Origin of the sequence: Pseudomonas sp. PDM10, from assembly GCF_014852295.1 — a bacterium.
Taxonomy (GTDB): Bacteria; Pseudomonadota; Gammaproteobacteria; order Pseudomonadales; family Pseudomonadaceae; genus Aquipseudomonas.
This window is the reverse complement of the sequence record NZ_JACVBJ010000005.1, coordinates 597,706-620,562: the sequence shown is the minus strand read 5'-3', so window position 1 is coordinate 620,562 and position 22,857 is coordinate 597,706. Positions and strand designations below refer to the sequence as shown.

General features: G+C 60.1%; 19 protein-coding genes and 1 pseudogene. 12 read left to right on the top strand and 8 right to left on the bottom strand.

What is annotated here, in order from left to right:
• Positions 1-497: 497 nt before the first annotated feature.
• A complete protein-coding gene (locus IB252_RS20315) occupies positions 498-1,391 on the bottom strand; it encodes a PA4780 family RIO1-like protein kinase (RefSeq protein ID WP_008156543.1) in 894 nt (297 codons plus the stop codon).
• 459 nt (positions 1,392-1,850) lie between these two features.
• Here IB252_RS20315 and IB252_RS30625 point away from each other — a divergent pair.
• Positions 1,851-2,939 (top strand): annotated as a pseudogene (locus tag IB252_RS30625) (cache domain-containing protein); the annotation flags it as partial.
• A 90-nt stretch (positions 2,940-3,029) separates the two neighbouring features.
• Positions 3,030-3,797, top strand: a complete 768-nt coding sequence (locus IB252_RS30620; protein WP_371916927.1) for a methyl-accepting chemotaxis protein — start codon at positions 3,030-3,032, stop codon at positions 3,795-3,797.
• Positions 3,798-4,005: 208 nt separating this feature from the next.
• Here the strand turns inward: IB252_RS30620 and IB252_RS20305 are convergent, their stop codons facing one another.
• Complete coding sequence (locus tag IB252_RS20305) at positions 4,006-4,797, bottom strand: AraC family transcriptional regulator (RefSeq protein WP_192410053.1); 792 nt, start codon at positions 4,795-4,797, stop codon at positions 4,006-4,008.
• Positions 4,798-4,881: 84 nt separating this feature from the next.
• On the opposite strand from IB252_RS20305, the gene IB252_RS20300 reads away from it, so the two are divergent.
• The gene (locus tag IB252_RS20300) at positions 4,882-5,910 is read left to right on the top strand and encodes a bile acid:sodium symporter family protein (RefSeq protein WP_225607502.1); all 1,029 of its coding nucleotides are present in this window, start codon (positions 4,882-4,884) and stop codon (positions 5,908-5,910) included.
• Here IB252_RS20300 and IB252_RS20295 read toward each other — a convergent pair.
• Positions 5,897-7,174: an acetyl-CoA C-acetyltransferase gene (locus IB252_RS20295; protein ID WP_192410051.1), complete on the bottom strand. Its 1,278-nt coding sequence runs from the start codon at positions 7,172-7,174 to the stop codon at positions 5,897-5,899. The genes IB252_RS20300 and IB252_RS20295 overlap by 14 nt on opposite strands.
• Before the next feature lie 221 nt (positions 7,175-7,395).
• On the opposite strand from IB252_RS20295, the gene IB252_RS20290 reads away from it, so the two are divergent.
• Positions 7,396-8,748 (top strand): 3-oxoacyl-ACP reductase, encoded by a 1,353-nt coding sequence (locus IB252_RS20290; RefSeq protein WP_111449158.1) that lies wholly within the window; start codon positions 7,396-7,398, stop codon positions 8,746-8,748.
• A 2-nt stretch (positions 8,749-8,750) separates the two neighbouring features.
• Complete coding sequence (locus tag IB252_RS20285) at positions 8,751-9,605, top strand: MaoC family dehydratase (protein ID WP_192410050.1); 855 nt, start codon at positions 8,751-8,753, stop codon at positions 9,603-9,605.
• Positions 9,606-9,691: 86 nt separating this feature from the next.
• Here IB252_RS20285 and IB252_RS20280 read toward each other — a convergent pair whose 3' ends face one another.
• Complete coding sequence (locus IB252_RS20280) at positions 9,692-10,105, bottom strand: response regulator (protein ID WP_192410049.1); 414 nt, start codon at positions 10,103-10,105, stop codon at positions 9,692-9,694.
• A gap of 84 nt (positions 10,106-10,189) precedes the next feature.
• Positions 10,190-10,387, bottom strand: a complete 198-nt coding sequence (locus tag IB252_RS20275; RefSeq protein ID WP_123369227.1) for a Flp family type IVb pilin — start codon at positions 10,385-10,387, stop codon at positions 10,190-10,192.
• A 324-nt stretch (positions 10,388-10,711) separates the two neighbouring features.
• Here IB252_RS20275 and cpaB point away from each other — a divergent pair, with 324 nt between their 5' ends.
• The 5 genes from cpaB to IB252_RS20250 all read left to right on the top strand — a co-directional run bounded on the left by cpaB (position 10,712) and on the right by IB252_RS20250 (position 16,044).
• Positions 10,712-11,659, top strand: a complete 948-nt coding sequence (cpaB, locus tag IB252_RS20270) for a Flp pilus assembly protein CpaB (RefSeq protein ID WP_192410048.1) — start codon at positions 10,712-10,714, stop codon at positions 11,657-11,659.
• Positions 11,660-11,788: 129 nt separating this feature from the next.
• Positions 11,789-12,985, top strand: a complete 1,197-nt coding sequence (locus IB252_RS20265) for an AAA family ATPase (RefSeq protein WP_111449163.1) — start codon at positions 11,789-11,791, stop codon at positions 12,983-12,985.
• The gene (locus IB252_RS20260; RefSeq protein ID WP_111449164.1) at positions 12,982-14,262 is read left to right on the top strand and encodes a CpaF family protein; all 1,281 of its coding nucleotides are present in this window, start codon (positions 12,982-12,984) and stop codon (positions 14,260-14,262) included. The genes IB252_RS20265 and IB252_RS20260 overlap by 4 nt, the downstream gene beginning before the upstream one ends.
• Before the next feature lie 10 nt (positions 14,263-14,272).
• The gene (locus IB252_RS20255; RefSeq protein ID WP_192410080.1) at positions 14,273-15,157 is read left to right on the top strand and encodes a type II secretion system F family protein; all 885 of its coding nucleotides are present in this window, start codon (positions 14,273-14,275) and stop codon (positions 15,155-15,157) included.
• Complete coding sequence (locus IB252_RS20250) at positions 15,154-16,044, top strand: type II secretion system F family protein (protein ID WP_192410047.1); 891 nt, start codon at positions 15,154-15,156, stop codon at positions 16,042-16,044. Before IB252_RS20255 ends, IB252_RS20250 begins: the two co-directional genes overlap by 4 nt.
• A gap of 99 nt (positions 16,045-16,143) precedes the next feature.
• On the opposite strand, the gene IB252_RS20245 is transcribed toward IB252_RS20250, so the two are convergent.
• Together IB252_RS20245 and IB252_RS20240 are read right to left on the bottom strand one after the other, a co-directional pair.
• The gene (locus tag IB252_RS20245) at positions 16,144-16,923 is read right to left on the bottom strand and encodes a response regulator (protein WP_192410046.1); all 780 of its coding nucleotides are present in this window, start codon (positions 16,921-16,923) and stop codon (positions 16,144-16,146) included.
• Positions 16,924-17,036: 113 nt separating this feature from the next.
• Positions 17,037-17,507 carry a prepilin peptidase gene (locus IB252_RS20240; protein ID WP_111449168.1) on the bottom strand — a complete coding sequence of 157 codons (471 nt, stop codon included), beginning with the start codon at positions 17,505-17,507 and terminating at the stop codon, positions 17,037-17,039.
• 75 nt (positions 17,508-17,582) lie between these two features.
• On the opposite strand from IB252_RS20240, the gene IB252_RS20235 reads away from it, so the two are divergent.
• Positions 17,583-18,023 (top strand): TadE/TadG family type IV pilus assembly protein, encoded by a 441-nt coding sequence (locus tag IB252_RS20235; protein ID WP_111449169.1) that lies wholly within the window; start codon positions 17,583-17,585, stop codon positions 18,021-18,023.
• The gene (locus IB252_RS20230; RefSeq protein WP_192410045.1) at positions 18,020-20,773 is read left to right on the top strand and encodes a PAS domain-containing sensor histidine kinase; all 2,754 of its coding nucleotides are present in this window, start codon (positions 18,020-18,022) and stop codon (positions 20,771-20,773) included. The genes IB252_RS20235 and IB252_RS20230 overlap by 4 nt, the downstream gene beginning before the upstream one ends.
• On the opposite strand, the gene IB252_RS20225 is transcribed toward IB252_RS20230, so the two are convergent.
• A complete protein-coding gene (locus IB252_RS20225; protein WP_192410044.1) occupies positions 20,743-22,725 on the bottom strand; it encodes a pilus assembly protein TadG-related protein in 1,983 nt (660 codons plus the stop codon). The genes IB252_RS20230 and IB252_RS20225 overlap by 31 nt on opposite strands.
• Positions 22,726-22,857 lie beyond the last annotated feature (132 nt).

The window sequence follows — 22,857 nt, the reverse complement described above, 5'->3', positions numbered from 1 at the left end:
TTGTGTGGATCTGGAAGCCACCCCTCACCCTAACCCTCTCCCCAGAGGGTAGAGGGGACTGACCGAGGTGCTCTTGGAGCTACATCGACCTGAGATTCCGAGTCGAACTCAGACTTTGAAAAACATGAAGATCTGCCCCCTTTCCCCCTTTCCCCCGTGGGGAGAGGGGACTGACCGAGGTGCTCTTGGAGCTACATCGACCTGAGATTCCGAGTCGAACTCAGGATTTGAAAAACATGAAAATCGGCTCCCTTTCCCCCTTTCCCCCGTGGGGAGAGGGGACTGACCTAGGTGCTCTTGGAGCTACATCGACCTGAGATTCCGAGTCGAACTCAGGCTTTGAAAAACATGAAAATCGGCTCCCTTTCCCCTCTCCCCTCTGGGGCGGTCCGACGTTTCGGGAGGGCTGGGGTGAGTGGTGGATTCATCTGACACCACAACATCAGAACCATGACCTCATAAAAAACCCGGCCGAAGCCGGGTTTTTCGTTAGCCGATCACTGCATCCAGGGCGGAGGCGGTTCTTCGGCTTTGCTCGGTGGTGCATCGTCAGCAGCGCGGATCGCTTGCTTGCGCTCTTCATCAAGGCGTGCCGCCTCGATCTCGCGCATGATCCCGCCCACATCGGCCAACTCTTCCGGCTCATCGAACTCGCCGGTCAAGATGCTGGCCGGGTGCAAGGTGCCGGCTTCGAACAGGGCCCACATTTCCTTGGCGTACTTGGTCTTTTTCAACTCCGGCGCAAACCGCCCGAAGTAGGACGCCATGTTGCCCACATCCCGCTCCAGCATGCTGAACGCGTGGTTGTTGCCAGCCGCGTCGACCGCTTGCGGCAGGTCGATGATCACCGGGCCGGTCGGGGTCAACAGTACGTTGAACTCCGACAGGTCTCCGTGCACCAGACCGGTACACAACATCAGCACGATCTGCGAAATCAGGAACGCGTGATACTCGCGTGCCTGATCCGGTTCCAGCACCACGTCGTTCAGACGCGGCGCGGCATCACCGTACTCGTCGGCCACCAGTTCCATCAGCAGCACGCCTTCAAGGAAGTCGTACGGCTGAGGAACCCGGACGCCAGCACCGGCCAGACGGAACAACGCCGCCACTTCGGCATTCTGCCAGGCATCTTCGGTTTCTTTCTTGCCGAACTTGGAGCCCTTGGCCATCGCTCGAGCCTGACGGCTGTTGCGTACCTTGCGGCCTTCCTGATACTCGGCCGCCTGACGGAAACTGCGTTTATTCGCCTCCTTGTAGACCTTCGCGCAACGTAACTCGTTGCCGCAGCGCACCACATAAACAGCTGCTTCTTTACCACTCATGAGTGGGCGCAGCACCTCGTCGACCAGACCGTCCTCGATCAGGGGTTCAATGCGTTTTGGAGTCTTCATCAGCTTTTATTGGGGGTCCTTTATTACCAAACACGCGAAAGTCATTCGTTATACGGCAATCCACTCATTCGGGGGAGGGGTTGCCGACCTATGAACCTTCCAGTAACCGTCAACAAGCACACAATGTGCTGGATTAATCGGTCAACAACCGCCGGTCGTCATCGGCCGCCACAGATCATAGCTGACCCTGCGTCACTTGTTGCTGAAGGGCTGAGCGGGTATTTGCGACAGAAGCTGACATCTCGATTCATACCCTTCGTAGGATTTTTCTTCACAGGCCTCAATTTCCGCCTCTATCAGCCGAAGTCATCATAGACAAAGTGATTTGTCCGACAATCGTTTCGACTACAACAACGATGGCGCACTCACGGAACCGGGTCGATCAAGAACGTTTACGGCTGCCAATAATCCGCGAGTCATCTGCACTGCGTGGGCCTACAAGAAAAATCTGGAGCGCGGATGAACATCAAACAGAAGTTGACCTGGGCGTTTGCAATCATCGCCTGCTTGCCGGTGGTGCTGGTCGCTACCCTGGTTGTGCTGAACTTGCGCAGTGATGCCAAGGACAGTTTCGTTGATGGCAGTGGCCGCGAAATTCGTCAGGTCAGCAACGCCATGCAACTGTTCTTTGACGGCATCAGCCAGAACGTGGATTACCTGGCGACCCAACCGCTGATCAAGAACTCGGACGACAGCCTCAAGACGTACATGAGCGCCAACGCCGAGAGCATTCCTCAAGGTGAGATGGACAAAAAGGTCTTCGGCCTCCTTCAGGACCTGGGTAACAGTCACCCGTCCTACGCCTACGCCATTCTCGGCACTGCGGCGGGCGGTTATGTGTCCTGGCCGGACGATGCGAAGCTGAGCAATTACGACCCGCGCCAGCGCCCCTGGTACAAGGCTGCCCAGGCCAAACCGGGCAAACCGTTGCGCACTGAGGCCTATTACTGGGCCCAGGACGACGCGACGTACGTCAGTACCGTGCGCACCATCGACAACAAGTTGGGTACCAATGGCGGCGTGGTCAGCATCGACGTGACGCTCAAGCAGCTCACCGAAATCGTCAAGCAGATCAAGCTCGGTGAAACCGGCTACCTGATGCTGCTGGAAAACACCGGCACCGTGCTGGTCGATCCGAAGCAACCGGAACACAACTTTAAAGCGCTGAGCAGCCTCGGCGAGGGCTACGCGCAACTGGCCAAGGCTGGCAAAGGGCTGGTGGAAGTCGAGCTGAACGGCGAACGCTACATGGCCAACGTCTGGCCGTCGGAGCAGCTGGGCTGGACCTTTATCGGCCTGATCAAGCAGACCGACGTGATGAGTTCGGCCACCCAACTGACCTGGTTGATCGCGATCATCGCCGCCGTGCTGGCTGTGTTCTTCGCCATCGTCGGCGCCAGTTTCGCCAGCCTCATCGTGCGGCCGATCCGCAGCGTGGCTAGCGGTCTGGAAGGCATCGCCCAAGGTGAAGGCGACCTGACCAAGAACCTGCAAATCCGTGGCAGCGATGAAACGGCTCAATTGGCCAACTGGTTCAACCAGTTTTTGGCGGCGATTCGCAACCTGATCCAGAGCATTGGCGGCGCTGCGACCAAGATCCTCGCCACCTCCAAGAGTTCGACCCAGGTCTCCAGTGACATGGCCGAAGCGGCCGGGCGTCAGCGTGAAGCGGTGGACATGGTGTCCACGGCGTTCCACGAAATGGTCGCCACCGCCAACGAAGTCGCGCGCTCTTGCAGCCAGGCGGCGGAATCGGCCGACAGCGGCCAGCGTCAGGCGCGTGAAGGTCAGCAGCAAATTGATGCAGCCGTGACCAGCGTTGATCGCTTGAGCCAGGAAATCGAACAGTCGGCCCAGTCGATGCAACAGCTTGAGCGCGACAGCAACGACATTCAGTCAATCCTGGGGACCATTCGCTCGATTGCCGAACAGACCAACCTGCTGGCGCTGAACGCGGCCATTGAAGCGGCGCGGGCCGGTGAACAGGGTCGTGGGTTTGCGGTGGTGGCCGATGAAGTTCGGGCGCTGGCCAAACGCACGGCGGACTCCACGGCGGAAATCGACGGTTTGCTGGGCAACCTCGCCAAACGTACCAGTCAGGTGACTCAGCAAATGCATGCGAGCCTGGAAGTGTCCCAGCAATCGGTGACGCGGATCGGTGAAGCACGCAGCAGTTTCGGGCTGATTCGTGAGTCGGTCGACGTGATCCGCGACATGAACACTCAGATCGCTACTGCGGCGGAAGAACAGCATCAGGTGGCTGAAGACATCAATCGGCACATCAGCCAGATTCATGGTGATGCGCAGTTGGTGGCGGAACTGGCGAACTCGGCGCGGCTGGATTCGCAGAGTCTGGCCGGGTTGTCGAATGAGCTGGATGGGTTGGTGCGCCGCTTCAGAACCTGAGATTGTTGAGGGCTTTAGATCCACCCCTCACCCTAACCCTCCCGAAACGTCGGACCGCCCCAAGGGGTAGAGGGGACAGACCGAGTTGTTTGGTCGACATTCTGCGACCTGAAATTTCCGAGTCGAACTCAGGTGTTGAAGAGCATGGAGATCGGCCCCCTTTCCCCCTCTCCCCCGTGGGGAGAGGGCTGGGGTGAGGGGTTGGATTTCACTGCCGAAACAATTCTCCAGGGGTAAACCCGAACAGGCCTTTGAACGCCGCAATAAACGCCGACGTCGAGTCATACCCGCAAGACAGCGCGGCATTCGTCACGCTGTCCCCCTCCTCCAGCAAACTCAATGACGACAGCAACCGCATCCGCTGGCGCCACCCTCGAAAGCTCAACCCGGTTTCCCGCTGGAACAACCGCATCAAGGTCTTCTCCGACGTCCCCAATCGCTCGGCCCACGCCTGCAACGTCACATTGCGCTCAGGGCTTTCGATCAGCTCGTTGCACAGCCCCAGCAACCGCTCATGGCGCGGTAAGGGTAGCGAGAAGCCGACCTCCGGCAGATGCGCCAACTGATCCAGCAGCACACTCACCAACCGCGATTCCTGGCTGTCGCCCTGTGGATATTCCACCGGCAGCAAACAAAAGCTCTTGATCAGCTCCCGGGCCAACGGCGTCACTTCCAGCACCCGGCAACGCCCGTCCGCCCATTCACAATCCTCGCGGCGCACATAGAGGCTGCGCATTTCGGCGCGCATTGAAGTCACCACCTGGTGTTCGAGATCCGCCGGAATCCAGATGCCCCACTGCGGCGGCGCAAAGAAACTGCCTTCGGCGGTGTGCACGCCGAGAACGCCGCTGATCGCGTAGGAAAACTGCACCCAATCGTGCCGATGCGGCGGCGTCCATGAACCGGCGTTGAGACTTTCCGCACGGGCATACAGCGGACGCGGCAGCGCCGTCAGCGTCGGAATCGTCCGCTCGAGGGAAAGTTGTCCGTTAGTCGGCATTGATTGACCTTATGTCGCAAGACGGCTGATAGAGCCGACGTTAGGCTAAGTCACCAATTCTTACAAATGTATTCGGTGCCTGTTATGCATGCCTTCAAACACCTCAAACGCGTGGTCACCGACTGGTTCTTGTGCGGCATGTTGATTGCCACGCTGCTGGCGTATTTCTTCCCGACCTTTGGTGCCACCGGCGGCGGAATGCATGCTGAATACGTGATCAACATCGGCGTGTTCCTGGTGTTCTTCCTGCACGGAGTCAACCTGTCCAGCGAGCAGATCACTCACGGTCTGAAAAACTGGAAGCTGCACGTGATGGTTCAGGGTTTCACCTTCGCGGTGTTTCCGCTGATCTGGCTGCTGAGCGACACGCTGTTGGGTTCGCACATTCCGTCGCTGTTGATGCTGGGTTTCCTGTACCTCTGTGCCCTGCCCTCGACCATCTCCTCGTCCGTGGCCCTGACCGGCAGCGCGGGCGGCAACGTACCGGCGGCGATTCTCAACGCGAGCCTGTCCAGCGTGCTGGGGATTTTCCTGACGCCGTTGCTGGTGAGTTTTGTGGTCGGCAGCGGCGCGGGCGGCATCGATCTGGGCTCAACCCTGCTCGACCTTTGCGCCATGTTGCTGTTGCCACTGGTGCTCGGCCAATTGGTTCGGCCATTGCTGAGCACGTTCTTCGCCCGCCACAAGCGCTACACCAATATCGCCGACAAACTGGTGATTCTGTTGCTGGTCTACGCGGCGTTCTGCAATTCGATGGTCTCGGGGATGTGGCAAAAGCAGGGCAACAGCGTGATCCTCACGGCGCTGATCGGCAGTGCGATCCTGCTGGCGATCATCCTGTGGATGACCACCCGCACCGCTCGCGCGTTGAAATTCAGCCCGGCCGATGAAATCGCCGCGGTCTTTTGCGCCAGCAAGAAATCCCTGGCCGCCGGTGCGCCGATGGCAGCGCTGATCTTCGGCGCCAACCCAGGCCTTGGGCTGATCCTTCTGCCGATCATGATCTACCACCCGTTGCAGTTGATCGTCTGCTCAGTGATGGCCGAGGGTTACGCCAACCGCAATCGGCAGTTGGCCCAACAGCAAAGCGCCCCAGCCCTCAGCGCTCGATAATCGCTGTCACACCCTGGCCACCGGCGGCGCAGATCGAGATCAACCCTCGGCCCTTGCCCGCCGCATCCAGTAACTTCGCCAGGCTCGCGACGATGCGTGCGCCAGTCGCGGCAAACGGATGCCCCACCGCCAATGAACTGCCTTTGACGTTGAGGCGGCTGCGGTCGATCGAGCCCAGTGGCGCATCGAGACCGAGGCGGGTTTTGCAATACTCCGGATCCTCCCAGGCCTTCAGCGTGCAGAGCACCTGCGCGGCGAAGGCTTCGTGGATTTCGTAGTAATCGAAGTCCTGCAAGGTCAGGCCGTTGCGCGCCAGCAAACGCGGCACCGCGTACACCGGCGCCATCAACAATCCTTCCGCACCGTTGACGAAATCCACCGCCGCCGTCTCGCCGTCACGCCAATAGGCGAGGATCGGCAAGCCGCGCTCCTTGGCCCATTCTTCACTGCCCAGCAGCACCACCGACGCACCATCGGTGAGTGGCGTGGAATTGCCCGCGGTCAGGGTGCCTTTGGCGCTTTTCTCGAAGGCCGGTTTCAGTGAGGCCAGTTTTTCCAGGGTCAGGTCCGGGCGCAGGTTGTTGTCCCTTGTCAGGCCGAGGAACGGGGTCATCAAATCGTTGTGCCAGCCTTCGGCGTATGACGCAGCCAGTTTCTGATGACTTTCCTGGGTCAGCCGATCCTGTTCGTCACGCGGGATGCTCCAGGTCTGGGCCATCAGTTCACAGTGTTCGCCCATCGACCGGCCGGTGCGCGGCTCGCCGATGCTTGGAAAGTAGGGCACCAAATGGCGGGGACGCAGTTGCAGGAAGGTTTTCAGTTTGTCGGCGGTGCTTCGGGCCCGGTTGGCCTGCAGGAGGATCTTGCGCAGGCCTTCGTTAACACCGATCGGCACGTCCGAGGCGGTGTCGACGCCACCGGCAATGCCACATTCGATCTGACCCAGGGCGATTTTGTTCGCCACCAACAATGTTGCCTCCAGCCCCGTGCCGCAGGCTTGCTGGATGTCGAAGGCCGGCGTCATCGGCGACAACCGCGAGCCCAGCACGCATTCGCGGATCAGGCCGGAATCGCGCAAATACTTGACCAGCGCACCCGCTGCCACTTCGCCCATGCGCACACCGTGAAGGTTATAGCGCTCGATCAGGCCTTCCAGCGCTGCGGTGAACATCGCCTGGTTACTGGCAGTGGCGTACGGCCCGTTGGACCGGGCAAAGGGGATACGGTTACCACCAATAATTGCAACGCGGCGCAGTTGAGTCATGAAAAGCTCCTGATATATCCAAATTGAGAACCAACCCCCCTGTAGGCGCTGAGCTCGCTCGCGATGGCGGTGGGTCAGCTACATTGATGTCAACTGACACACTGTCCATCGCTAGCAAGCTCAACTCCTACAATAGCCAAGCGTAGGCCTTATCTCGTGGATCGAACGACTGATTGCCATTCATGGTCCACACTTTGAACCCCAGCTGCTGGAGCGCGTCCATGTCTGACCGTTATATCGACTTCGCCAATTCGTCCATCGGCCATCGTGTGGTCGGTGCCCTGGGTCTGCCGTCGCCGGTTCGGCTGGAGCGCTGGCAAGCCGGCCGGCTGCGGCCTGTCGAGGGGGCGCTGTTGATAGGCGGTGGCCCGTTGACGGAGAAAATCAGCACCTTTGCCAACCGCCTCACCGACGCGATTTACAGCTACGGCACCGAGCCTTCGCTGGCCACCGCGTGGATTCCCGGCCACGGCCCCAAACTCAAAGCCGTGGTGTTCGACGCCAGCGACCTGGTGCAGACCGATCAACTCAAACAGTTGCGCGAATTTTTCCAGCCACTGATAAAAAACCTCGATCACAGCGCGCACCTGGTGATTCTGGGGCGCGCGCCGGAGACTTTGAGCGATCCGTTCGCCGCCAGTGCCCAGCGAGCGCTGGAAGGCTTCAGCCGTTCGCTGGCCAAGGAGCTGCGCAGCGGCGGCACCTTGCAGCTGATTTATGTCGGCGCAGGTGCAGAGGATCAACTGGAAGGCCCACTGAGGTTTTTTCTCTCGCCCAAAAGTGCGTTCGTTTCCGGGCAAGTGATTCGCTTGAATGCCTGCGACGCGCAGGTGACGGACTGGACTCGCCCATTGGCCGGCCGCAAGGCGTTGGTCACTGGCGCGGCACGCGGCATCGGCGCCTCCATCGCCGAAACCCTGGCCCGCGACGGGGCGGACGTGATCCTGCTCGACGTAGCACCGGCCAAGACTGACCTCGAAGCCCTCGCCGCACGCCTCGGCGGGCGCAGCATCACCCTGGACATTTGCGCCGACGATGCCGCCGCGCAGTTGGTCGAGCATCTGCCCGACGGCATCGACATCGTAGTCCACAACGCCGGCATCACCCGGGATAAAACCCTGGCCAACATGACCCCGGAATTCTGGGACGCGGTGCTGGCGGTCAACCTCAATGCGCCGCAAGTGCTGACCAAGGCATTGCTCGACAGCGGCACCCTGCACGACAACGGCCGGGTGATCCTGCTGGCGTCCATCAGCGGCATCGCCGGCAATCGCGGGCAAACCAATTACGCCGCGAGCAAGGCCGGGCTGATCGGTCTGGCCCAGGCCTGGGCGCCGACGCTCAATGAACGCGGCATCAGCATCAATGCGGTAGCACCCGGTTTCATCGAAACCCAGATGACCGCGCATCTTCCGTTCGGCGTGCGTGAGGCCGGGCGGCGCATGAGTTCGCTGGGCCAGGGCGGCCTGCCGCAAGACGTCGCCGAAGCCGTGGCGTGGCTGGCTCAACCGGGCACCGGCGCGTTCACCGGGCAGGCCCTGCGAGTGTGCGGACAAAGTGTTTTGGGGGCTTAGGCATGATCATCGATTGGCACACACTCAACCGCGAACCAAGCCTGTCGGGACTGTACGTGCGGGCTGCGACGCGGCGCAAAATCACCGGCATCACCCTGCCCGATTCGGGTTTGCGCTGCTGGATCAATGTCGACCCGGAGCACCTGGCGGACTATCGCAAAGTCTGCGGTTTTGCCGAGAACGGTTTGTTGCCGCCCACCTACCCACACATCCTCGCGTTCGCCTTGCAGATGCAATTGCTGACGGCCAAGGAGTTTCCGTTCCCGCTGCTGGGGTTGATTCACCTGAGCAACCGCATTCGCATCTTTCGCCCAATGGGCGGCGTGAATCGTGTGCGGGTCAGCGTTCAGGTGCAAAACCTCCAGCCCCATGAAAAAGGCGCGACGTTCGACCTGGTGACGACACTCAACGATCAGCTGGGGGCGTTGTGGGAAGCTGAAAGCCAGATGTTGTGTCGCGGGGTCAAACTCGCAGGCGAGCCCGTCGAAGACGTGTTGGCATCGACACTGGAAATGTCGCAAGTGGCCCGCTGGAAAGCGCCGTCGGACATTGGGCGGCAGTACGCCAAGGTGTCCGGCGACTACAACCCGATTCACCTGAGTGCCGTCAGCGCCAAACTCTTCGGTTTCCCGAGGGCCATCGCCCATGGCTTGTGGATCAAGGCGCGAACCCTGGCGGCGCTTGCCGATCATCTGCCGGCGGCGAATGTCGAGATTGCGGTGCAATTTCGCAAACCGGTGCGATTGCCCAGTGAGGTGACATTGCTGGCCAGTGCGGCAGGGTCGAGCGGGGATTTGCTGTTGGTGGGTGCGGGGGATCTTGAGCATATGGCGGGGCATTGGCGGCCGGTTGCCTGACCAGGACGGTCCTACGCTCTGTGTTCGACTCTTGGGACGCAGAGCGTCCCTGGCTGCATTCCCACGCAGAGCGTGGGAACGATCAATTACTGACTCACTAAATCCAGGCGAGGCTGCGGGAACAAATTATTCAACGTCTCTAACAACCGCACGTGATAAATCGGCTTGCGAAACAGGTCGAGCACCTGCAACCGCAACATGTCGCTGACATCCTCCATGTCCGCATGCCCCGACGTCACAATCACCGGCAAATGCTGGCGGGACGTATGCTCGCGCAATCGCTTGATCAACGACATGCCGCTTTCCTCCGGCATCCGCAGATCAGTAATCACCAACGCAATATCAGGGTGGCGCGTCAGATGATTCAGCGCGAGCTTGACCGACGTGGCGGTAAAGCAATTGAAGCCCTCGCCCTCCAGCAACTCCGCCAACTCCAGTAACGCATCCTCCTCATCATCGACCAGAAGAAGCTGTTGGCGCGGAAGTGAGGAAGCGTTCATGGGCAACACCTGCAATGGACTAAGCGCTGACGTTAGAAGCCCTTTGCGGGATTGGCAAGTAGCTGACCCTTGACAGCAGGCAGGTCAAAGCGCGTTTTGGATAGTGGTAAACATGGTGGTGACAGCGGTAGAGATCGGCGTCACAAACGCCGCTAGAGCGACTGCCACCATGCCCGCAATAATGGCGTACTCAATACCCGAAGCCCCCTCGGTATCTTTAGCCAGGCCCTTGTAAAAAGCGATTTCGGATTTGATCTTCTGAGCAATCTTGGAAAAGGACATGGCAGCTCTCCTGAAAGACGACGGGTGTTGCACGGTCGCAACATGATTCCCCTATGCCAGCATCAGCATTGTCGGCATTCCCCGTACCCACAACTGTAAGAACGAATTATCACTAAAGTATTAATCGCGTCGTTGACGCCAAAAAAGTCACGTTTTCGCCCTAGCTACTTACTTTTGTTAGTTATTTTCAGTCTCGTAATGGCTTTTTGCTCTAGCTGAGCTACCGTCAAATAGCGAAATAGTTCCATGTTCATAGCTGCCTGATTGCGAAGTTTTCTCGTTGGGTGCGACGAGGTCTCAAGCAGCAGGAAAGGGAGAGCCGTCATGAACAGTCGTGTCACTCTAGGCTTGGCTGGCTTGTTTCTGGTGGGCGCTATTATTGCCGGTTACTGGGGCCTCACGCTGAGCCGCCAACCCGTTCCCGAGGCGGCCGTGCAAGCCGGGAATGTTACGCCGGCCCCCATCACCCAGACACCTGCCCCCGTGGACGACCCCACCCGCCAACCGGTGGTGGTGCTGCTGCATGATGTGCCACCGTTCGTACCGATCAGCGCCGCCGACGTGACCCTGGAAAAACTCCGTACCGCCCCGGCCGGCAGCCTGAGTCACCTCGATCAAGCCATTGGCCGAACACCCTGGCGCGCCCTCAGTGCCGGGACCTGGCTCAATGAAGAAAGTTTCGAAGCCGGTGGCAGACTGGCGCGGATGATTCGTCCCGATGAACGCGCCCTCGCCGTCGCGGTGGATGAAGTGATCAATGCCGGCGGGCAACTGACACCGGGGGACTACGTCGATGTGCTGCTGTTTCTGCGCATGGACAACAACAACCTTCAGTCGTCGGCGCAACTGGTGGTGCCGGCCTTGCGGGTGCTCGGGGTAGGCGAACAGATGGGGTTGACCAACGACGGTCAACCTGCAAGCCCGGCCCGCAGTAACGAAGAAAAACTCAGGCAGGAACAAACGCGCACCAGCGCCCACAGCGTCTTGCTTGCCGTCCCCGAACAACTACTGAGTCGGTTGATGCTCGCGGCCCAGGCCGGCGTGTTGCGCCTGGCCGTACGCAGCGCCGATGAAAAACGTCTGGCTCGTTACTGGGCCGGCGAAAGCTATTCATCGGCCAACCTTGCCAGTACCAACCGCGACTTGATCCAGTTCAACCAACTGGCCATGACGCCCCCACCCAAACCTGTCGTCACCCACGGCGGCACAGCACCGCGCAAGCCGAGCGTGGAAGTCATCCGCGGCAACGAAATCACCCAACAAACCCCCTGAATCGAGCAAGGACGAATCTAAATGCCCAGTCGTTGCATGGCCTTGTTTCAAGCGCAACGATGACCCGAACTGGTATCACCTGAACTTCCTCGAAAACTGCAACTTCGATAAACGCGGCGGATTATCGCAATGAGCCAGAGCCAGAACCTGAGCCAGACCTTCCTCGCGATCACGCGCAACAGCACCGACCTTGAGTGGCTGCAAGGTGCCCTCGCCCCGTTGGGCCAAGTGGTCAGCGCCGGCAGTGGCAGCCTCGACGAATTGCTGGCGCTGGTGGACGTGACCTTCGCCAGCCTGGTGTTCATCGGCCTGGACCGCGAACACGTAGTGGCCCAAAGCGCACTGATCGAAGGTGCCCTGGAAGCCAAACCGATGCTGGCGATCGTCGCGCTGGGCGATGGCATGGACAACCAACTCGTGCTCAATGCCATGCGCGCCGGTGCACGGGATTTCGTGGCCTATGGTTCGCGTTCCAGTGAAGTCGCAGGGTTGGTGCGACGGCTGGGCAAACGCCTGCCGCCCGTGGCCCCGAATACCCAACTGGGCAGCCTGACGGTGCTCTACGGTGTGCAGATCAACGCCGACGGTGCGCTGCTCGCCACGCACCTGGCGCAAGTGGTGCAAAAGAGCGGGCAGCAAACGTTGTTGCTGGATCTGGGCCTGCCCCGCGGTGACAGCCTGGCCTTGCTCGGGCTGGAGAGTTCGTTCCACTTCGGCGATGCACTCAGGCACTTGCGGCGCCTCGACGCGACGCTGATCGACAGCGCGTTCACCACCTGCGCCGCCGGGTTGCGGATCCTCGCCTACGCCAGCCACGATATGGCGCTGGAACACACCAGCACCGCCGAGTTGTACATGCTGCTCAGCGCCCTGCGCCAACACTTCCAGCACATTGTGGTGAACCTGACTGGCCAGCCGGACAGCGAAGCGCTACGCACCTTTGTCACCCATTGCGACAAGTTGCTGTGGTACACCGATCAGAACGTACTCGACTGCCGCCGTAACCTGGCGGTACTCAACCTGTGGCGTGAAAAAGGCATGAAGCTCGATCACGCCAGACTGCTGGTGGATCGCTACCTGCGCAACGTCGCTCCGGACTCCGAGACCCTGAGCAAAAGCTTCGGCATGGAGATCATCGCGACCCTCGTCTACAGCCCGGAAGTGCGGCTCAACGCCAAGAACCAAGGTGTGACGCTGTTTGAACTGGCCCCCCGCGAAGGCCTGACTCAAAGCCTGCGCGCCCTCGGCGATCAGTTGGCCAAGCGTTCCGAGGGCCTGGCCAAGCCCAAGTCTGGCTGGTTCAACCGGTTGAGGGGTGCGCAATGAGCGGTGAGAAACTCTTCGGTGCCCCTGTACGCACCACCACTGGCAACACTGACCACGAAGGTCTGAAACTGGTGCTGCACCGCTACATCATCGACGCCATCGAGGAGTCCGGCAAAAACCTGTTGGAGGGTTCGCGGCAGGTGCTCTCACAGTTCGTCATCGACAAGGTTGCCGAGTACATCGCCCGGCTGCACCTGGCGATTTCCCGCTATGAAATGGAGCGTCTGGCCGAAGAAATCGTCGACGAACTCACCGGTTTCGGCCCCTTGGAAGTGCTGCTGCGGGACCCGGCGGTGACGGAGATTCTGGTCAACGGCCCGCACCGGGTGTTCATTGAGCGCGACGGCATACTGCATCTAAGCGACCTGCGCTTCATCGATGCGCATCACGTCGAACGGGTTATGCAACGGATCCTCGCGCCCCTCGGCCGACGGCTCGACGAGTCGTCGCCAATGGTCGACGCACGACTGCCCGACGGTAGCCGGGTCAACGCGATCATTCCACCGATTGCGCTCGATGGCCCCTGCCTGTCGATACGTAAATTTCGCAAGGACATGCTCAAAAGCTCGGACTTGATGGCGATGCAAACCATCGATCAGCCGATCTTCGACTTTATTCAGGAGGCCGTGGGCAAGCGCTGCAACATCCTGATCAGCGGCGGCACCGGCACCGGCAAAACCACGCTGCTGAACATTCTCAGCCAGTTGATCAACCCTCACGAGCGACTCGTCACCATCGAAGACGTCGCCGAACTGCAACTGGGCCACCCTCACGTGGTGCGCCTGGAAACCCGACCGCCGAATGCCGAAGGCCACGGCGAAGTGAAGGCCAGTGACCTGATTCGCAACGCCCTGCGGATGCGCCCGGACCGAATCATCCTCGGCGAGATTCGTGGCGTCGAAGTGCTGGACGTACTCACCGCCATGAACACCGGCCACGACGGTTCCATGAGTACCGTGCACGCCAACAACGCCCAGGATGCGCTGTTGCGCCTGGAGACATTGGTGGGCCTGACGGGCCGTACCATCGCCGAACGGACCTTGCGGCAAATGATCTGCGCCGCACTGGACGTCGTGATCCAGCTCACGCGCCTGCCCGACGGCCGCCGCTGCGTCAGCGAAGTGGTGGAGGTGGTTGGCTTGCGTGAGGACGTGTATGTCACCAACACGTTGTTCCGGTTCGACCGGCGCAGCGGGTTCGGATTCATGCGTGAGGCGGCCAACCCCGCTGGCGACAAACTGCGCCGTGAGTTGGCGCTCTCTCCCTCTGCGTACTGAAGGCCACGGCATGCTCAAACCGGTGCTGCTCATCCTCGTTTCCCTGGTCTTGCTCGGACTGTCGATCCGCCTGTTTTATCGCGGTTTGCGCCAGACCGGCGCCGAGCGGGTACTGGGACGCCTGACCGAGGGGCAACTGCAGCCGGTGCCGACGAAAACCTCCTGGGTCGGTCTGGATCGGGCCTTTCTGCGGGCCGGCCTTGGGCGTCCCTCCAAGCGTCTGGGGGGGTGGCTGCTGCTCTGGGGCTTTGGCATCTTGCTCGGATTTGCTACCGGTGGCTGGTTCGGCTTGCTGGTTCTGTTACTGCTGCCGCCGCTGATTCTGCGTCTGTATGTCAATTGGCGTTATCAGCGCCGACTCCAGCACATGATCGAACAACTGCCACAAATGCTCGATCACACCGTGCGCAGTCTGAAGTCCGGGCGCACTCTGGCCGATGCGGTGCTGGGCGCCATCGACACCGCTGAAGACCCGCTGAAAAACGCGATGGGGCGGATTCAGCGCAACGTGGTGTTGGGGGTCAGCCTGCCGGATGCCGCGGCGGACTTTGCCGAGTTGTATGAGAAAGACGAACTTCGCCTGTTCGCGCTCGGGTTGAAGGTCAATCACCGCTATGGCGGCAACGCCAGCGAGCTGCTGGAAAACCTGATCAAGATGATCCGCGAGCGCGAGCAGGCTGCGCGCCAGCTCAGGGCCATGACCGGTGAAACCCGGGTGACCGCTTGGGTCCTGGGCTGTTTGCCGATTGGCCTGGCCGGCTATTTCCTCGCGACCAACCCTCATTACTTGCTCGCCATGTGGCACGACGGCTCGGGGCAAATCATGCTCGCGTCCGCGTTCGGCTTGCAGGTGGTCGGCAGCCTGGCGCTCTGGCATATGTTGCGCAGCGTATGAAAGTGCCCTTGCTGATCTGCGCATTGCTGTTTCTGGGGGCAACATTATTGCTGCTCAGCGGTTTGCTGGAACACCGTCGGCGGGTTCGCCAGGTGGCGCAACGGCTCGACGGCAAACTGGCGAGCGACAACCGGGTAAATCAGTGGCTTGAGCTGCTGGGCAGTAGCCGGATCGGTCAGCGCTCGGTCAACCTGGATAACGAAACCCAGGCATTGCTTAACCGTCTCGGCTGGCGCAGTGCCCGGCGACGTTCACTGTTCGCGGCGTTCCAGGTAGGCGCTCCGGTGCTGGCGCTGGCCCTGACCTTGCTGATCCAGGCCGTGTTCTTCCCTCACACAAACAATCACTGGATGGCCCCGGCGTTCGCCACCTGCCTCGGCTATCTATTGCCCAAACGGTTGCTGGCCGCTGCCGCGCAGCGTCGGCAAAAACAACTGGCGATCGAAATTTCCACCTTCATTCCGCTGCTGCGCATCCTGTTCGAATCGGGCATGGCGGTGGAGCAGTCGCTGCGAGTGTTGAGCAATGAAGGCAAACAATTATTGCCGGCCCTGACCCATGAATTGCGCCTGGTATTGGCCCGGGTCGATTCCGGCCTGGAACTGGGCGAAGAACTGCACAAAACCACCCTATTGCTGGCCGTCGACGAGTTCACCGACACCTGCGTCATCCTTGAGCAGTTGATCCATCAGGGGGGCGGTGCGATGAAATCCCTGCTGACCCTCAAGCAATTGCTCGATGACCGGCGCCTGACGCGCCTGCAGGAATACATCTCCAAGCTGTCCGCCAAAATGTCCATCGTGATGATGCTGTTTCTCTTCCCGGCGTTATTGATCGTACTGGCCGGCCCGGGCTTCACCGCCCTGTCCCGTGCCTTTGGTCATTAGAGGGATCGTGATGAAAGCAATAATTGCCGGTTTGAATCGGCTGTTGTCAGGCCGTTGCGCGAGCATTGGTGCGGGCACTTGGTAAAAAAAGACAAAAACCTAATGCGCCGTCACCCCCTGACGCAATCCATGACCGGGTAACAACGCCAGCGCCAACTGCGTCCGGTTATGCATATGCGTCAACCGCAAAACCTGCGACACATAAAGCTTCACCGTGTTCTCGGTAATCCCCAGCTCACAGGCAATCTGATAATTCGTCTGCCCCTTCCCCACCAACCGCGCCACCTCCAACTGCCTAGGCGACAGGTGATTGAAAATCGCCGGAATCTCAACCCGATCCACAGCGATGACAGCCTCATCAGTGGAAACCGATAATCGCGGCCCACGCCGAACCTTATCCAGATCCTGATACAGATCATCGATCGACTCGGCAAGGTACTGCAGCTTCTGATCCAGATGCCCCAGCTGCAGACTCTTCTGCCGCTCCTGCAAAACCACTGCCTGACGCGCAATCCCTTCGAGCAACTCACCCGGATTAATCGGCTTCTGGTAGTAATCGGCAAACCCGGCCCGCAACGCCTTGATCACATCCTGCTTGTCCGCACGCCCAGTGAGCATGATGGCTTCAAACACACGGTGCTTGCCGGATAACCGTTGCAGCTCCTGAACCAGTTGAATCCCGTCCAGACCGGGCATGTGCAAATCGCAAAGCACCAGGCTGATCGCTTCGTCTTCATTGAAACGCTCGACGGCCTGATGGCCAGTCTCGCAAGAAACGCAACGGTAACCGCGGCCGTCAAGAAGCTCGCAGAGCTCTGCGGCAATCAACGGCTGGGCATCGACCACAAGGATTTTTACTGCCGATGAAAGCTTGTTCACGTGCGACTCCCTGCAAGGTCAAAATTGACCGTTCCTCTACAAACAGCCACAGACAGTACAAATGCTGAGTTGAAAGTAGACGTACTTTCCGACTCTGTACATAGAACGGGCGACTAGTGAAACCAGGCGAGTGTGAGCAACAGGCCCACCAATACGAAGGGTGCAAAGGGCTGTTTCTTTGACATTCCAGGCCCCAGATATCGAAGATGATTTCTAAGCCCTTGGCCCATATGAAGCCAGACTCTTGGCGCCAGCAGCAGCCACAGCACACTGGCCAATCCGGCACCGATGAACACGCCGAGCAGGTGCATGCCGTCCGTCGCCAGACCCAGGCCAGTCATTAATTTCACATCGCCTGCGCCCAAGCGTCTCAGCGCATAACCGGGCAAGGTGAAAGCCAGCGCCAGCAAAAAAGCCCAGCCGCCCTGCACCGCTTCAGCCCCCAACCAGGTCGTGCCCGTCCACAGGAGATACGCCAGCGCCAACGCCGCTGCGCCAAGGGTCAGGCCATTGGCGATGTGTCGTTCTCGAGCATCCTGTGCTGCGCATAGCGTCAGCCAGATCAGTAATACAAAGCTCTGCATCCGGTAAAAAACGTCCGTTTTGGCTGAATGATTCTATGCTGATATCACGTCGTGAATATCAGGGTAGACGCAGTCATGAAAACAGGCCTCCCCCGTAAGCAAAAAGGCGCTGTAGCGATTGAATTCGCGTTGGTGTTTCTCATCTTTTTCGCCGTGTTCTATGGAATCGTCACGTACAGCTTGCCGCTGTTGCTGATGCAATCGTTCACCCAGTCGACTGCCGAAGCGGTGCGCCGAAGCGTGGCGCTGGACCCGAGCACCCCCGGGTACGCCACCGCGATAAAAACCGTTGCCACGACAGAACTGAGCCGACAGTTGGCCTGGATTCCTGCCGCACTGAATTTCAATATCGCCACCGACGCCAGCGCCACCTACGTGGGCGGGGTGTTGAAGGTCAGCATCAACTACCCCACCAGCAAACTGCAGCAGGTCATCCCGTTTCTGAACGTGCCGGGAATTGGCCAAGTGCCCAATCTGCCGGCCAACCTCTCCGCCAGTTCGAGCCTGCAATTTTGAGTTCCGCAGACAAACTCTTCGGGCGCCTGCTCAATCGCCATCCGCCTCCGCCAGTGGACATGCCAGACACCCTGAGCGTGCAAAGTGTCGGTTTGCAGATGCACCTGGATGCCGAAGGTCGAGTGATTCACCTGACCGGCCCGCTGCGGCATGTGCTGGCCCAGCAGACGCCCGCAGCGCAAGCACCGCACCTGCTCGATTTCCTCATGCCCCACAGCGGCCTCGCCGTTGAAGGCTCGCCCGTCGACTGGCAGGGCCAGAATCTGGACCTGGACTTTTACAGCCTCAACGGACAACCCCTGCACTTGCGTGGCTGGGTCCAGCCATTGGCCGATGCCTGGTTGTTGCAGTTGCTGGACATCGGCGACTTGTTGCTCGAACGCCGGCAATCACGCAGCCGCGAGCAATGCCAATTACTCGCAGCGCAGATCGGCGAACAGTTGCGCCGGTGCAACCTGACGCGCCTGCCCGAGGTGTTGGAGGAACAACTGCAAGGCCTGGCCCAGCGTTTTCACATGCCCTGCATTGCGGTGGCGTTACTCGATGAACAGGAAGAAGGCTGGCAGATTCACCAGCATTACACGGCCGTCGATGCGCCCCTCCTGTGGCAAAACGCGCAGCGCCTGGGCACGGGGCTCGACAGCCTGAACGGCTCTGCGCCGCAATGCCTGACGCCCGCTGAACATCCCCGTTTGCAAGGCATCTTTGGCAATGCCGAAGGGTTCGCGGTGCCCTATCACGATGCTCAGGGTGTGGCCGCCTGGTTGATGTGTGGCCTTTATCCGGTGCAACAACAGGCGCCCGACCTGAATGATCGCGACTGGTTACAACTGACCGCCGCGCTGGCAGGCCCGTTGCTTGAGCGCTTGCGCGAGCACCGGCACCATCTGCAACTGGAACGGCTGGAGTCGCTGCAAGCCCTGCTCGGCACCGGATGGTGGGAGGTGTTCAGCGACAGTCGCGAAGTGCAATTGGCGCCGTCGCTGGCCAGCAACCTGAACCTTACAATCGATCGTTTGCCGCTGCCCGAGTGGCTTGATCGGGTGCACCCCGCCGACCGGGAAGAGCTGAGCAGTCGTCTGCAAGCCTTGCAAGACGACGGCACCCCGCTGCTGCTGTGCGTGCGTTTGGCACAAACGCCGAACTGGTATCGCCTGCAAGGCCAGGTCCTGGGCATCGGTAAAAACCGGCGGTTGGTGGGCTTCATGCTCGACATCAGCGACATCAAAAACCAGGAGCAAAACGCCGCGGCGGCCCATGCCCGACTGGACAATCTGATCGCCAGCTCGCCGGCGGTGATCTACGTGCAACGCTATGTCGAAGGTGCGCTGCAACCAACGTTTTTCAGTGACAGCCTACTGCCGCTACTGGGCTGGACACTGGCTGATTGCGCGACGGGGGCCTTGGTTGAGAGGGTCCACCCGGATGACCGCGATCGGTACTTCGAACGTACCCGACATTTGCTGCGTGAAGGTTCGGTGCGCGCCCGCTATCGGCTGCGCGACAGTCGCGGCGAATACCACTGGCTACTCGATGAAGCCAAGCTCCTGCGCGACGACCTTGGCTTGCCGGTGGAAGCCGTCGGCCTGTGGCTGGATGTCACCGAAGCAACCCTGGCCGCCGAACAGGTGAAACAAAGTGAAGAACGCTACCGGATCCTGGTGGAAGACTCTCCGGCGATGATCTGCCGCTACCGCCCGGACCTGACCCTGAGCTTCGGCAACCGTCCGCTGGCGACTTACCTGGAGTGCCAGCCCGAGCAACTGCCCGGGGTCAATCTGGGCAGCTGGATGTCGCAGGAGCAGCGCGAAGCGTTTCTCCTGCGGCTCAGCCGACTCAGCCCGGAATTTCCGGTCAGCACTGCGGAAATCAACCTGCAACTGCCGGGACGGGAACATGTCTGGTGGGTGTGGTCGGATCGCGGGGTGTTCGATGAGCACGGCCATTTGCTGGAGATTCAGGCCGTGGGTCGCGACAACACCGAGGTCCGCCGCGCCCAGCAGCAGCTCACCCAAAGTGCAAAAATGGCCACCCTCGGTGAAATGGCCACAGGGCTGGCCCATGAAATCAATCAGCCGTTGAATGTGATGCGCATGGCCATCGTCAACGTACTCAAGCGTCTGAGCAACGGCGATGCGCAAATCGATTACCTGACCGACAAGCTCAACCGTATCGATGCACAGGTCCAACGCGCCGCGCGGGTGGTGGATCACATGCGGATGTTTGGCCGCCGCTCGGAGATCGAGCAGCATCCATTCAATCCGGCGCAAGCCATCGAAGGCACGTTGTCGCTGCTGGCCGAAGGGATGCGCGGCAAAGGGGTCGATCTGCGGGTCAACGAAACCGGGTTTGACGTGCAAGTGCGCGGTTACGTCGATCAGCTCGAACAGGTGTTGATCAATTTGATGGTCAATGCTCGGGATGCGTTGCTCGGCAAACGCGAGGCCGATCGCGAGTTCAAACCGTGGATTTCGGTGTACGCCGAACGTGATGCGTATTCGGTGCGGCTGTGGGTCGAGGACAACGGCGGCGGTATCGATCCGCGGTTGCTGGAGCGGATTTTCGAGCCGTTCTTCACCACCAAACCCGTGGGTGTCGGCACCGGGCTCGGGTTGTCGGTGAGTTACGGCATCGTCGAGAACATGGGCGGAAAACTGAGCGTTAGAAACTCGGTCGAGGGCGCACGGTTTTGTATCGAACTGCCGATTGTTGCCGACGATCAGATCACCAGCGTCGCTCGTCCTGAGTGACAACTGAGGTTGGCGCCGACATCGACCTTGTTCAGATCGATCCCCAGGCTGAGCAGCAGTGTGTTGATCAAGGTGTCGAGTAACGGGCTGAGCACGCTGTTGATCGTGTTGATCAGCAATGTGGTGACAGTGCTGAGGATCGCTCCCAGACCACCGACCAGACTGCCCGTCGGGCCGTACATGTCGACTTTGATATTGGTCGCCGTGTCAGTAAGGCTGCTGACGATATTGCTGGTGGAATAGGAATAGTAGAACGGTGGCTGGTTGATCTCCGGCAGGCTGGTGGCCGGCGGTGCGGAATAGATGTGCGGCATGTTGGCGCTGGATGCCACGGTGGTGTCGGCCATGATATCGATGCCGCCGCCGACGCCTGGAATCCGCGGGTCGCAACTGACAGGAAGGATCAGGAACCGGCGACAGGTTTTCACCCCGATATCGATCACCTTCAACGGCTGCACCACCACGGCGGGCGGCGTGGTGTTGTTGCCGAAAGCCGTGCTCGAATCGATCTTGCCTATTTTCAGCGTCACCAGTGAAGTGCTGGTATTGGTGGTCAGGGATTTGTTGGTGGTGCTGATGCAGCTGTAGGCGGTGACGTAACTGGAGGCGCTCGCGACGTCCAGTGCGACATCGAGCCTTACGGTATCGGAAAGCGGCACGATCGAGGGTGTTTCACACGCCGCGCCGAGCGCGCAGGTCAGTGAGTTAATGACACCGACCAAATCAAGATTGAGCAAGGCGTTCAAGGTATTGGTCAACGGTCCGGCAAGATCAGCCGCCGCATCGACCAAAGGTTGAATCGCACTCAGAATGGGCAAGTCGATCGACAGCAATGTACGCACCTGAGCGGTTTTCACATAGATCCGGTTAGGTCCCAACGGCGCGAGCACGGCGTTTTTCGGATTGCCGATGGCCGAGAGCTGTGGCGGCTCCAGTATCTGCACCCGAGCAGTGATTTGCGCGAGCCCCGCGAGGTTGATCGGCACGGTCGCCACCAGGCCGTTTTTCTTGTTGGCCAGTTGCACGAAGGCTTCGATCAGGTCGAACACTTTCAGGTTGGTCCCCAGCGCCGTCACGGTGCTGCCAGCCTCGACGTGCAACACATTGCCGAGTACGACGGTGGTTGCGCCTGCCGCGACCTTCAGCGCTTGAAGACTGGCAATGGTTGCAGTCGCGCCGAGTGTGCCGCCGGGGTCCAGTACATTGACGGCGGTCTGAATCAACTGGCTGACGGCAATCGTATTGCCCAATACCTGGTCATACCCGGCAGCGCTGAGGTTAAGGTCGACCTTCAATCGATCGAGGTAGCCGAGCAGGCTGATGTCGGTGTTCACCAGGCCGTTCCAGCCCGCCGCGCTGATGTTCAGATTGCCCCCGAGCAAACCACCGAACAGCGCGTTGAGCGTGGCCGATTTGCTGGTGTCGACGCTCAACGTCGTGCTGCGCAGGGTCAGCGAAGCCTGCGGTGGCGGTAATGCGGCGACAGCGCTGGCCGTCAGGTTGATGGTCGCTGCGCGTGGAGCGCCACCGAACAGGGCGCCGACACCGCCGGCGAAACTCTGCTGGACCCAATGGCTGGCGATCACCCGAATGGCTTCGCTCTTGCTCGGGTCGGCGCCAAACACTCGCAGGTTATTGGCATCCAGGGTCAAGGCGCCGCAAGCGACCAACAGATTGCGATTGGGGTCAGGAAGGGTAAAGCCGTTACGGTTTGCGCTGGCGGTGGCATAGACGGTGGCTGTGTTGCCAGCGGCGCAATCCCCCCCTCGGGTGGAAGCTTCAAGTGCGGCCATGTCCGCCACGCGCTGCAGGTCACGCTTTTCCAGGTACAAACGACCGCTGTCGACCACGACCAGCAAGAACATCAGGGCCATGCCCAATGTCAGCGCCGCCATCAAACCGATCGCCCCCCGTTGCCGGGACGGGCTGCGAAACTGCAAACGCGGAGACATCGCACACTCCTTTGCCGGTGCACAACCGAGGGCTACCTCCATGGGTGAACAGCAGTGTAGACAAGACTTGGCTGAACTGCTGGCAACATGCCAGCGCAGACAACAAAAACCCTGTAGGAGCACGGCTTGCTC